General features: G+C 68.6%; 15 protein-coding genes. 4 read left to right on the plus strand and 11 right to left on the minus strand.

Annotated features, from left to right (window positions below; all coding sequences use genetic code 11):
- Together G7A99_RS01850 and G7A99_RS01855 are read left to right on the plus strand one after the other, a co-directional pair.
- On the plus strand, positions 1–599 hold a 599-nt coding region (locus G7A99_RS01850), incomplete at its 5' end, for an EAL domain-containing protein (protein WP_163138720.1).
- Between the two features lie 371 nt (positions 600–970).
- Positions 971–1,207 carry a hypothetical protein gene (locus tag G7A99_RS01855; protein WP_018719167.1) on the plus strand — a complete coding sequence of 79 codons (237 nt, stop codon included), beginning with the start codon at positions 971–973 and terminating at the stop codon, positions 1,205–1,207.
- Positions 1,208–2,131: 924 nt separating this feature from the next.
- Here G7A99_RS01855 and G7A99_RS01860 read toward each other — a convergent pair.
- Positions 2,132–3,070 carry a LysR substrate-binding domain-containing protein gene (locus G7A99_RS01860; protein ID WP_018719780.1) on the minus strand — a complete coding sequence of 313 codons (939 nt, stop codon included), beginning with the start codon at positions 3,068–3,070 and terminating at the stop codon, positions 2,132–2,134.
- A 134-nt stretch (positions 3,071–3,204) separates the two neighbouring features.
- On the opposite strand from G7A99_RS01860, the gene G7A99_RS01865 reads away from it, so the two are divergent.
- Positions 3,205–4,389, plus strand: coding sequence for a TauD/TfdA family dioxygenase (locus tag G7A99_RS01865; RefSeq protein ID WP_018719779.1), 1,185 nt, complete (start codon positions 3,205–3,207; stop codon positions 4,387–4,389).
- A gap of 44 nt (positions 4,390–4,433) precedes the next feature.
- Here the strand turns inward: G7A99_RS01865 and G7A99_RS01870 are convergent, their stop codons facing one another.
- The 5 genes from G7A99_RS01870 to glnH form a co-directional block, all read right to left on the minus strand.
- Entirely contained in the window at positions 4,434–5,357 is a 924-nt protein-coding gene (locus G7A99_RS01870) for a MurR/RpiR family transcriptional regulator (protein WP_018719778.1), read from the minus strand.
- The gene (locus G7A99_RS01875; RefSeq protein WP_163138721.1) at positions 5,354–6,406 is read right to left on the minus strand and encodes a C45 family peptidase; all 1,053 of its coding nucleotides are present in this window, start codon (positions 6,404–6,406) and stop codon (positions 5,354–5,356) included. Before G7A99_RS01875 ends, G7A99_RS01870 begins: the two co-directional genes overlap by 4 nt.
- 11 nt (positions 6,407–6,417) lie before the next feature.
- Positions 6,418–7,140 carry a glutamine ABC transporter ATP-binding protein GlnQ gene (gene glnQ / locus G7A99_RS01880; RefSeq protein ID WP_163138732.1) on the minus strand — a complete coding sequence of 241 codons (723 nt, stop codon included), beginning with the start codon at positions 7,138–7,140 and terminating at the stop codon, positions 6,418–6,420.
- Positions 7,141–7,142: 2 nt separating this feature from the next.
- Positions 7,143–7,799, minus strand: coding sequence for a glutamine ABC transporter permease GlnP (gene glnP, locus G7A99_RS01885; RefSeq protein WP_163138722.1), 657 nt, complete (start codon positions 7,797–7,799; stop codon positions 7,143–7,145).
- A gap of 79 nt (positions 7,800–7,878) precedes the next feature.
- Complete coding sequence (glnH, locus tag G7A99_RS01890; RefSeq protein WP_163138723.1) at positions 7,879–8,613, minus strand: glutamine ABC transporter substrate-binding protein GlnH; 735 nt, start codon at positions 8,611–8,613, stop codon at positions 7,879–7,881.
- Between the two features lie 230 nt (positions 8,614–8,843).
- Between glnH and G7A99_RS01895 the strand changes: the two genes are divergently transcribed.
- The gene (locus tag G7A99_RS01895) at positions 8,844–10,610 is read left to right on the plus strand and encodes an alpha/beta hydrolase (RefSeq protein ID WP_163138724.1); all 1,767 of its coding nucleotides are present in this window, start codon (positions 8,844–8,846) and stop codon (positions 10,608–10,610) included.
- A gap of 36 nt (positions 10,611–10,646) precedes the next feature.
- Here G7A99_RS01895 and G7A99_RS01900 read toward each other — a convergent pair whose 3' ends face one another.
- From G7A99_RS01900 to G7A99_RS01920, 5 genes are all read right to left on the minus strand, one after another.
- On the minus strand, positions 10,647–11,219 hold the full coding sequence (locus G7A99_RS01900) for a hypothetical protein (protein ID WP_163138725.1): 573 nt from the start codon (positions 11,217–11,219) through the stop codon (positions 10,647–10,649).
- A gap of 190 nt (positions 11,220–11,409) precedes the next feature.
- Positions 11,410–11,964 (minus strand): hypothetical protein, encoded by a 555-nt coding sequence (locus G7A99_RS01905; RefSeq protein ID WP_163138726.1) that lies wholly within the window; start codon positions 11,962–11,964, stop codon positions 11,410–11,412.
- 46 nt (positions 11,965–12,010) lie between these two features.
- Positions 12,011–13,681, minus strand: a complete 1,671-nt coding sequence (locus tag G7A99_RS01910; RefSeq protein ID WP_163138727.1) for a GMC family oxidoreductase — start codon at positions 13,679–13,681, stop codon at positions 12,011–12,013.
- Positions 13,674–14,162 carry a gluconate 2-dehydrogenase subunit 3 family protein gene (locus tag G7A99_RS01915; RefSeq protein WP_163138728.1) on the minus strand — a complete coding sequence of 163 codons (489 nt, stop codon included), beginning with the start codon at positions 14,160–14,162 and terminating at the stop codon, positions 13,674–13,676. The genes G7A99_RS01910 and G7A99_RS01915 overlap by 8 nt, the downstream gene beginning before the upstream one ends.
- Before the next feature lie 195 nt (positions 14,163–14,357).
- On the minus strand, positions 14,358–14,743 hold a 386-nt coding region (locus tag G7A99_RS01920; protein WP_163138729.1), incomplete at its 5' end, for a gamma-glutamylcyclotransferase family protein.

Raw genomic sequence — 14,743 nt, forward strand, 5'->3', positions numbered from 1 at the left:
CCCCGGGACGGATGTTCGGCACGGCGCGTACCGCCCAGCTGATGTTCCAGCTGGACCGGGCGGCCCGGCTGGCGGCGGTCGAGGCCTCCGCCCGGCTGTCCCGGGATACGCCGCTGTTCATCAACTTCAATCCGACCGCCATCTATGACCCGGCCTACTGCCTGCGGAGCACCATCGAGGCGACCCGGCGTATCGAGCGTGCGCCGGAGACGTTCGTTTTCGAAGTGGTGGAGAGCGACCACGTCGAGGACTCGCAGCGACTGCTGAGTATCCTCGAGGTCTACCGTGACGCGGGCTTCCGGGTCGCCCTGGACGACCTTGGCGCGGGCTACAGCTCACTCAACCTCCTCCAGCGACTGCACCCGGACTTCGTGAAGCTCGACATGGAGCTGGTCCAGGGGGTCGACGGGGACCCGAGCCGTCAGGCCATCCTCCGCGGTCTTATCGACATCGCCGCCGGGCTTGGCATCGAGGTGATCGCCGAGGGCATCGAGACGCCCGGCGAGCGGGACTGGCTCGTAGAGCACGGTGTGGACTATCTACAGGGCTTCCTCTTCGCCCGCCCGGGCCCCGATCCTGTCTTCCCGGGCAGCGGGTAGCCATACCCGTTGGTTCCCGGGGCCTTGCCTCGGTGTGGGCCAGCCAGTACGAACACGCCCTGCGCCGAATCTCTCCGGCCGCTGAAACACGATCCCCCCTGAGAAGGTTATTCACGGGTACGGACACCGGCCGTAGGCTGGCCCCGTCCCGTGACTGCCGGTGTCGCTGCTGCGGTGTTCCCTCCTTCCCTGGCCGAAAAAGCGGGGGCAGGGCGGCCCATGCCGTGTCGTCTTTTGGTGCGATTGCACCGCGGTCTTGCACGTGTTTAGAACATTCAGTGACTTGCAATCACAGCACCTTGTATGCTGCGACGCAACAAAGTGGGTTATGGTTAGGGCCGTGTCGAAACGGACGAAAGGAGGCCGGAATCATGGCCCACTGGTATCTCGTCAGCAGCTCGCGCAACGAGCACGCCCCGCAGATGGTCAAGGTCCGTGCGGACAGCCGTGACGAGGCGCTGGGGCGCTGCCGTCCGCTGGGCTTCGATGAGCACTCCTGTGTGATCGATGAGCACGCGGACGACGAACTCCGACACCATGGCACGAGCATTGCATTTCTGTTCCGGGCGGCGCCGCCCCTCGAAGAGGCCATGAGGCGGCGCGCATAACGGCAACGACCACGGGGACGGGCGTCGCCTTCGGCGAGGCCCTTTGACCGGACCCAATCGGGTCCGGTCATTTTTTTTGGTTTATCGCATTTTGCCGGGAAAGGGTTGCCGACGGTGACCGGCAAGCCGGCGCCGTCCCGCCTCCCGACGGCCATAGGCCTGTTCATGGCAGTGATTGCACCGGCATTCGCGCGGAACATCGCACGCCTGAGGCGCACGGACCACCCGGGTTCACCGCGGTTCAGCGATACCCACATGGCGGGGCCCGACACGCCACGGCGTATCCGCCGGGGGGCCACGCCCTCTGCTCGCCCCTCTTCCGGTGATTGTCGGTTGCCTTCGAGCAACCGATCTACGGCAGTAATCCCGGGCGGTGACAGGCCGCGCGGGTTGGCCGCTCCAGACAGACCGGTAGGTCGTGCACGGCCGCGTGCCGTGTGCGACATCTTCAATGACCGCGCCGGAATGTCGCACGCCTGCGGCGCACGACCTACGCGAGTTCCCGTAGGTTGGCTGCTCCTGGCAGCCAACATCCCCGCCTGCCGTGTCGGCAACGTCGACTACCGTGAGCGGCCGACCTCGCAAACCCGGTGTGCGCGCGTTTTGCCAGTGCCTGCGCAGTCGGGGCAACGCCAGCATGGCCGCCCTGGGGCGGCCATGCGCAAGCCCGTCCCCATCTGCTTCGGCGTCATCAAGGACCAGACACCCTAAAGTCCGCAAATCGCTTGATCCGCGAGACGGTATCTGCCCGCGCTTAAAGCGGTTCAGCCTTTGCCGTAGGTCGGCGGCTCCTCGCAGCCGGTATCCCTGCCAGGTCCGCCGCGAATCGTTCGCCCGGAGGCGTCCGGCGATGCCCGCGGGGGAGGCGGCGACTGTGGGGACCGCCGGCCGGCGGGAGGTGCCGCATCGGCGTCGTTCCCGCTGCTACCCGGTCCGCAAGCCGGGTCCGTTACCGCCGTCGGGAGCGACGGTATCGTCCGGTGCGTGGATCTCGCGGCGCATCCACTCCCAGAACGCCGCCGTCTCCGGCCGCGGGGAGAATTGCCGCGGGCGTGTCAGGTGGAACGCCTCGTCGGCGCTGACCCAGTGATCGAACGGGGCGACCAGCCGCCCGTCGGCGAGTGCCGCGGAGACGAGACTGCTGCGGCCCATGGCGATGCCCGAGCCCTGAACGGCAAGCGCCTGCACGTCGTCCATGGTGTCGCACAGCAGCGCCGGGTTGCGGTCGATCAGCGCCGGCTCGCCCACGGTGGCCAGCCACCGGGGCCAGCCGGTCTCGAATCCGACGGCGTGAATCAGCGTGAGACCGGCCATATCCGCCGGCGTCTCCAGCCCGAGAGCCATCCCGCGACGGCAGACCGGCGCGATCCGTTCCTCGGTCAGCCGCAGGCAAAGCACGTCGTGCCAACCGCCGCGACCGTAGCGCACCTCGAGATCCGATCCCTCGCCGCCGAAGTCCGACGGCCACACCGCCGTGGTCAGGCGCAGCGTGATCTCGGGGTGTTCGGCCTGGAACCGGGGGAGCCGGGGGGCGAGCCACAGGGCGATGAACCCCGGGGTGGCGCGAAGGGTGAGTGTGCCTTCGCCCCGGGTCGGTCCGAATGCCTCCATGACGCCCATCGTCAGGCGCTCGAAGGCCTCGCGCACGGCGGGTACGAACGAGCGGCCGGCGGCCGTGAGCTCCAGTCCACGCGGGTGCCGCACGAACAGCGGCTGGCCGACGCTGTGCTCCAGCACTCGGATGCGCTGACTGATCGCGGCCTGCGTCACTCCGAGCTCCCTCGCCGCCTCGGTGAAGCTCATGTGCCGGGCGGCGGCGTCGAAGGCGTGCAGTGCCTGGGCGGGCGGAAGTGCTCGGGACATGGTTGGATAAACGGGTCATAAGAAAATCGGGGTCATTGTAGCGGTATAAATCGTTTGCCGCCTCCTTTGTCGCCGCGTTTCACTACCCCGCCAACGGCACACCCACACAGACAGACCCGGACGAGGCCACCAAGATGGACACTGAGACCGTAGTCGACATGGGCGAGCTGGCGGACTACGCCGACCCGCGACGCCTGGCACACGTGGCGCACAACGATACCGGGCTGGAGCTGGTCTGGGACGACGGTTTCCGCGCGGACTTCCACCGGCTCTGGCTGCGCGATCACTGTGCCTGCCCGAAGTGCCGGCATCCGCAGACGCACGAGCGCACAGTGGCGCTGATCGATCTGCCCGAGACGCTTCCCCGCCCCACGGCGACGACCACCGACCGGGGGGCATTGCGCCTGGTCTGGCCGCCCATGGGGGACTTTCCCGAGCACATCAGCGAGTTCGATCCGGGCTGGCTGCGCCAGCGCGCGCTGCCGGCGGCGCCCCGTTCGCCGGTCGAGGTCGAGACGTGGGATGCGGCCATCGCCGATGCGCTGCCGCGCGTCGACCACGGGGCGTTCATGGGCTCGGGCGAGGGCGTGCGTGACTGGTTGCATTCGCTGGTGCGCTACGGTTTCGTCCTCCTGGAGAACGGTCCCACGACGGAGAACGAGGTCATCCGCGTGGCCGAGCGTATCGGCTGGCCGCGGGAGACCAACTTCGGCCGGCATTTCGACGTCGTCTCCCGGCCCGACCCGAACAACGCGGCCTACACGCCGATCGCGCTCGAGCCACACATCGACCTGCCGAATTGGCGGCGTCCACCGGACTTCCAGCTCCTCTACTGCCTTCAGAACGAGGCCGAGGGCGGTGCCTCGCTGCTTACGGACGGCTTCGCCGTTGCCGAATGGCTGCGCTCGGAAGACCCGGAATCCTTCCGCCTGCTCAGTGAGCAGTCGGTGGACTTCCGTTTTCAGGACGAGCACACCGATCTCGCCTACCGCGCTCCGATCATCGGGCTCGACGACAGCGGCGCGCTCGCCGAGATCCGGTTCAATAACTGGATACGGGACAGCCTGCGGCTCCCGGGCCACCTGGTGGCGCCCTTCTACCGGGCCTATCGGCGTTTCTGGAACGCGCTGCGTGACCCGCGTTTCGCGATCCGCTTCAGCCTGCGTCCCGGGCAGATGGTGGCGTTCGACAACCTGCGCGTGCTGCACGGGCGCGAGGCCTTCGATCCGTCCACCGGTGGCCGCCACCTCCAGGGGGCCTACCTCGACCGCGACCTGATCCACTCGCGGCTGCGCGTGCTGGAGCGGCGGGCGGCGTAAAGGAGGCAACGGCGCCGGGGCTTCCCCGGCGTCTTCTTCCCGGGCTACTCGATGCCGAGGGCCTCGAACGACGCCTCCCGCCGGCCGAGCGGGTCGATCATCGCCTCCCCCAGTGCCGCCGCGACCTCGGCGAGCACCACCTCCGCCACCATGAACAGTCCCGCCACCGGGTTGAAGTAGTACGGTCCGTCGCAGCGGGCGTAGAGATTGTGGCGTCCGTACTCGCGCACCGGCGAGGCGTAGTGGTTGGTGAGCGTCACCACTGGCACGCCCTTGCCAGCGGCCATGCGGCAGGCGTCCACCGTCAGCCGTGTCTCCGGGCGCACGGTGGCGGCGATGAGCAGGTCGTCCGGGGTGATGTCGCTGATCTCCTCGGCGAGGGTGAAGCCGGCCGCGCCCAGGGTGGAGACGGGCTTGCCGATGAAGCCGAGGTAGTAGCCCAGGTAGTGGGCGACGCCGTAGCAGCCACGCAGGCCGAGCACATAGAGCCGGCGGGCGCGAAGCACGGCGTCGCGTACCGCGGTGACGGTCCCGGCGTCGAGGCTTGCCGCGGTGTCGGCCAGGTTCTGGAGCTCGTGGCCCGCCGCGGCCATGCCCGGCGAGTGTGTCCTGCCGGCCTCGGTGGTCGTCTCCATCAGCCGCTGGGCCTGCTCGGTATAGAAGTGCCGGCCCCGCGCGACCTCCACGCGGAAGAGATGCTGGAAGGCCTTGAAGCCGTCGAAGCCCAGCCGCCGTGCGAGCCGGGTCAGCGTCGAGGCGCTGACCCCGTGCTGGCGGGCGATGGCCGCGATGCTACCGAGGGTCGCCTCCTCCGGGTTGTCGAGCATGTGCTCGAGGATTGCCAGCGAGCGCTGGCCCAGGCGTACCCCCGCCTCGCGACGCCGGCCCGCCTCCACGACCCGTCGCAGCCCGTCGAGGGATCGGGGCGGGAGGGGCAGGGTCGGTTCGTCGCCGGCGGTCTCGCTCATGAGTGCTCCGGTGGGGCGGATGACGACGGGCCCAGACGGCGTTCCGCGACCACCGCGCCGTCGGGTGATGCCCGTACGGTAGCCGTTATGCCGCCGGGGTCCAAGCGGAACAGCGCCGTGGCGAGGGTGTTTTCGCCGTCCGGGTCGTCCGGCGCGGTCCGGTGCACCGGCAGCACCGGGTCGCGGCGGTCCGCGAGGATCGCGAGCAGGGCCTGTGGTGACGGTGGCCCCTCATCCTGCGTCGCCAGCCAGGCCTCCAGCCTTGCCTGACGGGCAGCGGACGAGGCGGTGATCCGTTGGGGCAGGGCCGCTGCGTCCGGGCGGACCAGGTGGTTGGCGTGTACCGCCGCGGGCGCGGCCGTTTCCGTGAACAGGCCGTGGAACGGCGCCTCCACGGACAGCGGTGCCGCGCCCCGGCAATCGGCCATCATGAAATGGAAGCCACCGCTGCGCTGGGTTCCGCGAAGCACCGCCAGAGCCGCGTCCACGTCCGCGCAGCCGAGCAGGGCCCGGGCGGTAACCATGCGCGGGATGCCCGGCGGGTGTTCGGTGAGACGCAGGTTGTTCACCGTGTAGGCGAGCCCGGCGGTGTTGGCGGCCAGGGTGTGGCCGGGCAGCGAGCCGGGATAGCAGAAGGTGACGAAACCGGGGGCCGCCGCCGGGTCGGCGTCGAGGAGGAAGCAGTGGCGGCGCAGCCGCGGGTCCCCGTCCTCGTTATGGGCGAGCCAGTTCACGCCGTCGCCGGCGACCGCCACCGAGGAGCAGCCCTCCGGGCCGGTGGGGGCGAGATCGCCGCGGCAGTTCCACAGCAGCACCGCCTCCAGGGGCTGATCCAGCCCTTCGGCGAGGCCCCGAAGCTCGGCCCAGACCGCCGGGAACGTATCGCGGATGCGCCCGGCGACGTCCGCCAGCCAGCCCGGTGGCAGCGCGGCCTGCAGCCGGGTGAAGTCCGGCCCGGGCCGGATCAGCGAGGCGAATCCCCGGCGGCCGTGCTCCCCGAGCCGCCGGCCGATGTCGAGCGGCGTTCCCGCCGCGTGCACGCATTCCATCGCGTCCCGCCCTACTGGATGTGAACCAGGAAATCGGCGAAGCGCTGATTCGGCGGCGCCGCCATCAGCTCGCGGGGATCGCCGTCGAGGGCGATCCGCCCTTCGTCCATGAACAGCAGCCGCGTGCCGACCTCCCGGGCGAAGGACATCTCGTGGGTGACCACGATCATGGTCATGCCGGCCTCGACGACATCGCGCATCACCCGCAGGACCTCGTAGCGCAGCTCCGGGTCCAGCGCCGAGGTGGGCTCGTCGAAGAGCATGAGGTCCGGATTGACCGCAAGCGCCCGGGCAATGGCGACGCGCTGTGCCTGGCCGCCGGAGAGCTCGTCGGGGTAGTGGTCCGCGCGGTCGGCCATGCCGACCTTCTCGAGCAGCGGCATGGCGATGGCCTCGGCCTCCCGCCGGGACTTGCCGCGCACACGGCGCACGCCGTAGGAGACGTTGCCGAGCGCGCTCATGTGCGGGAACAGGTTGAACTGCTGGAAGACCATGCCGGCCTCGCGCCGGATCTCCCGGATGTTGGTGCGCGGGTCGGCCACGTTGCGGCCTTCGACGAGCAGGGCGCCGCCGGTGATGGGTTCCAGGGCGTTGATGCAGCGAAGCAGCGTCGACTTGCCGGAGCCCGACGGTCCGACCACGAAGACCACCTCGCCGCGCTCGACGGCGAAGTCGAGCCCGTGGAGCACCACCAGGTCCCCGAAGGCCTTGGTGACGTTGTCGAATTCCACCATGCTCATAGGATTTTCATCCTTCTCTCGATAATGCGCAGGGCGAGGGTCATGGTCAGGGTCATGGCGAGGTAGAGCACCGCGACGGTGGACCAGATCTCCACGGCCCGGAACGTGCTCGCCATGACCTCCTGGCCCTGGCGGGTGAGTTCGGCGACGCCGATGACGATGAACAGTGACGTGTCCTTTAGGCTGATGATGCACTGGTTGCCCAGCGGCGGGACCAGCCGGCGGAAGGCCAGAGGCCCGATGATGTCGCGGAAGAGCTGCCAGCGGGTGATACCCAGGGCCTTGCCCGCCTCGATGTAGCCCCGGCTGATGGACAGCAGCGCGCCGCGGACGATCTCCGCGATGTACGCGCCTGCGTTGATCACGATCGCCGAGACGGCGGACGTCAGCGCGTCGAGGCGTACGTCGAGCAGGATCGGCATGGCGAAGTAGATGAACATCACCTGCACGACAATGGGCGTGCCGCGGATGAGCTCGATGTAGGCCATGGCGATGGCGTTGACCGCGCGATTGCCGTAGGCGCGGGCGGTGCCGGCGACCACGCCGATGGCGAAGCCGCCGAGCAGGCCCACGACGGTGATGTAGAGGGTGAGCCGCGCGCCGGCGAACAGCTCCGGCAGGGCCTGCGGGATCACCGAGAAGTCGAATTGCATGGGTCCGCTCCCGGTTGCCGGACCCCGGCGCGTGGCCGGGGTCCGTGTGGGTGGGGCGGGCGCACCGGGCGCCCGGCAGTCACTGCGGCGCCTTGCCGAACCACCGCTCGTAGATGGCGTCGTAGCTGCCGTCGCTCATCATCTCGAGCAGGGCGACGTTCACGCGGTCGCGCAGCGCGCTGCCCTGAGGGAAGCCGATGGCGTAGGACTGCGCATCCATGCTCGAGCCCACCGCCTTCACGTCGCCGTCGCCGGCGGTCTTGATGTAGTAGAGGACGTTGGGGGTGTCGTGGGCGGCGACGTCCACGCGCCGGGTGCGCAGTGCGAGGTAGGCGTCGCTGATGTTGGGGAACTTGATTACCTTGCCGGTATCGAGCGTGTCGATGAAGTCCGCCGCAGCAGTGCCCTGTTTCACGCCCACCACCTTGTCGGAGAGGTCGTCGGTGCCGCGGACGTCGTCGTTGCCGGAACGCACCATCAGCAGCACGCCGCTGTCGTAGTAGGGGTAGGAGTAATCGATCGCCTTCTCGCGGTCGGCGGTCACCGAGATGGCGGCCAGGGCGAGGTCCACGTTACCCGTCTGGAGTGCCGGAATGATGCCGTTGAAGTCCATGGGCTGGAGTTCGTAGTCCACGTCCAGCCGCTCGGCGATGCCCTTCCAGAGATCGATGTCAAAGCCCGTGTAGGCGCCATCCTGCTCGAACTCGAAAGGCACGAACGCGGTGTCCACGGCGACCAGCAGCTTCTCGGCATGGGCGCCGGCGCTCATGCCCAGGCCAAGCAGCAGGGCGGCGAAAAGGTGTCGAGGTTTCATGGTGTTCTCCCGTCACGCGTTGCGATTTTTGGTAAAAAGTTTGCGCAAAAGCAAACTTGATGATTAACAGTAGCAATAAATTTGCATATTGCCAGAGCGGGAGTGACAGACGGGGTTCCCCTCGGGGTCGGTCCGTGGCGTATCCGTTAACCGGCTATCGGTGTTGCTTTGCAACATCCCCGGTTCGTGTTATGCAGAGGGATAGCAGTGAACATTGCAGGAGGCAGGCCATGACCCGGCAGACGCAGGGCGGGGCGGTGAACGAGGCGTTCAAGCCCAATACGTATATGGCGCACGCGCTGGATCGCGCATTCAAGGCCGCACTGGCGCGAGCGACCAACGGCCTGACGCCGGCGGGGCTCGCCAGTGTCGGCTTCGAGTGGTTCTCCCATCTCGCGGCCTCGCCGGGCAAACAGCTCGAGCTCGTCGAGGAGGCGATGCGCAGCAACATCCGGCTCACGCGACACGCGGCACGGACCGGCACTGCCCAGGACGGGGCGCCGTGCATCGAGCCGGCTTCGTCCGATCATCGCTTCGACGATGAGGGCTGGTGTCACTGGCCCTACAACCTCATCGCACAGTCCTTCCTGCTGCAGCAGCAGTGGTGGGATACGGCGACCACCGATATCGACGGGCTCTCGGACTACCGCGAGGAGGTGGTCTCCTTCACCGCCCGCCAGCTCCTCGACCGCTTCTCGCCGACCAACTATCCGCTGCTCAACCCGGAGGTGACCCGCAAGGCCGTCTCCGAGGGCGGCATGAACTTCATCCGCGGGATCGATAACTTCGTTGAGGACTGGGAGCGGCTGGTCTCCGGAAAGCCGCCGGTGGGAACGGAGGACTACCGGGTCGGTGAGAATCTGGCCACGACGCCGGGCAAGGTGGTGTACCGCAACAATCTCATCGAGCTGATCCAGTACAGCCCGAGCACCGAGACGGTCCACGCCGAGCCGGTGCTGATCGTCCCGGCGTGGATCATGAAGTACTACATCCTCGACCTGTCGGCCGAGAATTCGCTGGTGCGCTATCTCGTGGACAATGGCCACACCGTGTTCATGATCTCCTGGCGCAATCCCGATTCCGAGGATCGGCACCTGGGCATGGACGATTACCGCACGCTGGGCCCGATGGCGGCGCTGGATGTCATCAACGAGATCGTGCCGGACCGCCAGGTCCACGGTGTGGGCTACTGCCTCGGCGGGACGCTGCTCAGCATCGCCGCCGCGGCGATGGGCCGCGACGGTGACGAGCGCCTGGCCTCGATGACGACCCTGGCGACCCAGGTGGACTTCACCGAGGCGGGGGAGCTGATGCTGTTCATCAGTGAAAGCGAGGTGGATCTGCTCGAGAACATGATGTGGGAGCAGGGCTATCTGGACGGTCACCAGATGGCGGGGGCATTCCAGCTGCTGCGCTCGAACGATCTGGTCTGGTCGCGCATGGTCCGCGAGTACCTGCTCGGCGAGCGCCAGCCGATGAACGACCTAATGGCCTGGAACGCAGACCTCACGCGCATGCCCTACCGCATGCACACGGAGTACCTGCGCCGCCTCTTCCTCAACAACGAGCTGGCCACCGGCCGCTACATCGTCAATGGCCGTCCGGTGGCGATCCCCGATATCCGCATGCCGATCTTCGCGGTCGGCACGGTCAAGGACCACGTTGCGCCATGGCACTCCGTGTACAAGATCCACCTGCTCGCGGACGTGGACGAGATCACCTTCGTGCTGACCAGCGGCGGACACAATGCCGGTATCGTCAGCGAGCCGGGGCACCCGCGGCGGCGTTTCCAGATGCACACCCACACCGAGGGCGATACCTACATCGACCCGGAGACCTGGCGGGACACGGTACCGACCCAGGACGGGTCGTGGTGGCCGGCATGGCAGGAGTGGCTGGCGGCGCACTCCTCGGAGCGGATCGCACCGCCGCCGATGGGCGGCAGCTCACACCCCCCGCTGAAGGATGCGCCGGGGGACTACGTGCTGCAGCGATAGGCGTTGCCCCCGGTGTGAGTCCCGGGGGCAGCGATCCTACTCCATCCCGAAGAACCCGTCCGGGGCGCAGAAGTCCGAGGACGCGTCGGTGTAGCCGTCCGGGCAGCTGCGCACGCTGGCCCCCTCCGGCGGGTCGTAGTTGCCGATGGTGTTGAATCCGCCGACGGCCTGCCATCCGGTGCCGAAGAGGTAGTCCGCGCCGCCGAAGACGTGATTGCCCTGCACGCCGCCGGTGATCAGGAAGTTGCTCCTGGCGATGCTGTAGCCGGTGCCGAGCTGGAGCTGGGCGTTCTCGTCGCCCTGCACGGCCTGGAGCTTGAATTTCCCCATGCCCATCTCGGCGAGGTCGAAGGACAGGCTGGCCTGGCCGCCGAAGACGTCGCCGTCCGACTGGACCTTCACGCTGCGGAAGCCCACGGCGATCTCGGGCAGGACCGACTTGCCGAAGGTCCACTCCACGCTCGCGAAGGCCTCGTCCTCGGTCTTCTCATCGTCGTAGTGGTGTGTCTCCTTCGGCACCCAGGAGTTGGGTACGCCGGCGTATGCCGCCGACCCGGTGGCCAGGAAGCCCGCCGCGGCGAGTACGAGGGAGAGGAGGATGCGGTGCATGAGCTGTCTCCGTAGTGTGTAGAACGGTATGGGTTAAGGCCGTACTGTTCGGCCGGTGCGGTGACCGCTCCCCGGCGAGCAGTCATTACCGGAGTGGCCGGGGTGCATGGCCCCGGCGTCTATCCCCGAGATGCTCCGGGGCCACGCCCGCTCCCCGTGGGCGTGGATCCCCGGTGCCCGGTTCAGACGGCTACAGGACATTCGGCACGCACAGTCCCGTGATGCCGTTGTAGCTGTAGCCCGATTGGCAGGAGCTCTCCGTGTCCGGATCGGGGAGATCGTAGTTGCCGATGGTGTTGAATCCGCCGACGGCCTGCCATCCGGTGCCGAAGAGGTAGTCCGCGCCGCCGAAGACGTGATTGCCCTGCACGCCGCCGGTGATCAGGAAGCTGCTCCTGGCGATGCTGTAGCCGGTGCCGAGCTGGAGCTGGGCATTCTCGTCGCCCTGCACGGCCTGGAGCTTGAACTTACCCATGCCCATCTCGGCGAGGTCGAAGGACAGGCTGGCCTGGCCGCCGAAGACGTCGCCGTCCGACTGGACCTTCACGCTGCGGAAGCCCACGGCGATCTCGGGCAGGACCGACTTGCCGAAGGTCCACTCCACGCTCGCGAAGGCCTCATCCTCGGTCTTCTCGGTGCCATAGGTATGAGTCTCGGGCGGTATGCCGATCGTGCCGGCGACGGCCGGGACGGTGGCCGACAGCAGGGTGAGGGCGGCGAAGATCAGCAGGATGCGGTTTCTCATGGTCGACTCCGTCTGTCTGCAGGCTGCATGTGAAATGCTCGTGGCCCTATGCCGTGGCAATGGCGTTGGCGATCGCCGTTCCGGCGCGCAACGCGAGGGCGCTGATGGTGAGCGACGGACTCTCGCCGCCCCCGCTGCTCGGGAACACGCTGGCGTCGACGATGTGCAGGTTGCCGTGGTCGTGGCTGCGCAGCTCGGCGTTCACGACCGAGGCGTGCGGATCACTGCCCATCCGGCAGGTGCCGAAGACGTGCGTTGCGGCGAAGTGGTCGTAGGCGCCGAACTCCTCCACGGGCTCGGAGGTGCCCGCGGCCTCCAGGATCCGGCGGCAGGTCCGGGCCATGAACGCCAGCCGCTGCAGCTCGCCCTCGCCGAGGTGACTGTGGATGCGCGCGAGCGGTACCCCGTGGTCGTCCCGGTCCTGTGGGTGCAGGTCCACGAAGGTGCCATTCGAGGGGAGCGATTCGCCCACCGCGCTCACCGACACGATGTCGCCGAGCTGCTCGCGGACGCCACGCTTGAGTTCGTGGCCGAAGCCGCCCACCACGCGCTGGGCATACTGGATCGGTCCGGAGAAACCGTTCTCGTTGGTGCTCACCGAGAATCGGCAGCCGCCGACGATGTCCGGGATGGCGTCCGGGCGATTGTAGTTCCAGCAGATGGAGTCCGAGGGCAGGCACTTGAAGCTGGCGATGGGGAGCTCCGCCAGGGCGCTGCTGCTCCAGAACAGCGTCTCCATGAAGTTCCGCCCGACCTGGCCGCTCCCGTTGGCGATGCCGTCCGGCCACGCCGGCGAGGCGGATGCCAGCAGCAGCCGTGGGGTCTCCACGGCACCGCCGGCGAGGATCACCCGTTCCACCGGGATGCGCTCGTCGGCGCCGCCCGTTGAGACCGCATGGACGGCGGTGATGCGACGGTCCGCACCGGTCTCCAGACGGGTCGCCTGCACCCCGGTGCGCAGGCGCAGGTGCCCGGTGGCCGCTGCGCGGCGGATGAAGGTGACATCCGCCGAGCCCTTGTCCCGGCGCGGGCAGCCGAGGTTGCAGTTGCCGCAGTAGTTGCAGGCGGGCCGCCCGTCGTGGGGGCGCGACAAAGCGGCGCGATCGTTCGCGACCCAGTCGAGCCCCAGCACCCGGGCGCCGCGGGCGAGACGGCGCCCGGCCGAGCCGATCGGGTGAGGCGGCTGGAAGTGGTCGCGGGAGCCGGGGCGGTCCTCGCCTGCGCCGGGGCCCGCGATGCCGATCAGCGTCTCCGCCTCGCGGTACCAGGGCTCCAGGGTGTCGTAGTCCAGCGGCCAGTCCGCGGCGACGCCGAAGCGCGAGCGCATGCGCATCGAGTGGCGATTGAGGCGGTGGGCCTCCCCGGTGTAATGGAGCGTGCTGCCGCCGACGCCGCGGACGTGGTGATAGCCGATGCCGCTGGGCCGTCGGCGCGGCCCGTCGTTCAGCCGGCCGGTCACGCGGTTCCATGAGCGCAGGTCGTTCCAGCGCGCCTCGAGCTGCTGCAGGGGCGCGAAGCGGTAGCTACCCTGGCTGCCGTCGCGGTGGGGGAAGCGCCGCGCCTCCCAGTCCGGGCGGCCGAGGCGGAAGTCGGTATCCGGGTCGAAGCGCGGCCCGGCCTCGAGCATGAGCACCGGTATGCCCCGCCGCGTGAGCGCCCACGCCGCGGCCGCGCCGCCGGGCCCCGAGCCGATGATGACGATGCGCGGCTCAGACATCGCCGTGCTCCAGGGCCATGAGCTCGTCGATGTAGCCGCGGGGCTGGGGGGTGTGGGTGAGGGGGCTGCCCGCCCAGCTCTCGGGGTGGGCGTAGTAGAGGGTCACCGCCCGGCGGCGGACATAGTCGTAGAACACCCGTGGTCCGCGGGAACCGTTCGCCTGGGCCATCCAGGCGACCACGCGGTGCCTCTGCCCGTCCGTAAGCCGGGAGAAATCGCCTCCGGCCTGATGATCCAGCCAGCGGCAGCCCTTGCGCAGCAGCGCTTCGGGCATGCCCTGCCCGAGGTGGCCGGCAAGCACTTCCTCGTGAACGCCCAGGTCCGACGCCCCCGGGGTGAAATCGTCCGCGGGGAGCAGGGTGTCGACGTAGGCGCCGAGGGTGCGGCGAATGTCCGGCGATGCCGCACGCACGCGGGCCATGGGCAGCGGCAACGCCACCCAGGCGAGTCCGACCAGTAGCTCCCGTCTGCTAAGCCCCATCACCGTGCCCCGGCGGCTATTCTTGTGATCGTCTGCGGATACGCTCGGGAAACAACGTAGTCCCCGGGCCTTACTCATGACTTACATATATCGCCGGCGAGCCGGGAATCGGGGGGCATCCGACCCGGTTATTCATACGATCGGAGAAGTCCGCCGGGCTGATGGCTGGGTCGGCGAGGGCATCTGTGCGGACGGTCAGCGTGTGCCGTCGCGGGCGCGATCGAGTGCGGTGTTGAGCTGCTCGGTGGGGAGTCGGTGGGCGGTATAGCCGCGACGGAGGGTGGACAGATACGCCAGATTCGGCGGGGCGAGGGGCGGGCGCGGGACCATGACGTAGACCCAGGCCGCCGGATCACCGCCGACGGCACGACGCACCGGCAGGCGAAGTCGGTCGTACACCTCCGGGTACTCCTCGAAGGCATCCAGCGCGGCGAGGCAATCGCCGGTGATCTGCCAGATCAGACCCTCGACCGAGGCACCGTTGCAGGGTGTCACGTCCGCTTCCCGGCGGAATTCAAGCCGGTAACCGGCGAGCGTCGCCCGCCCCTGAAGCCGCGCGCGAGGGCAGCGCTCGGTCATGC

The organism is Arhodomonas sp. KWT, assembly GCF_010993615.1.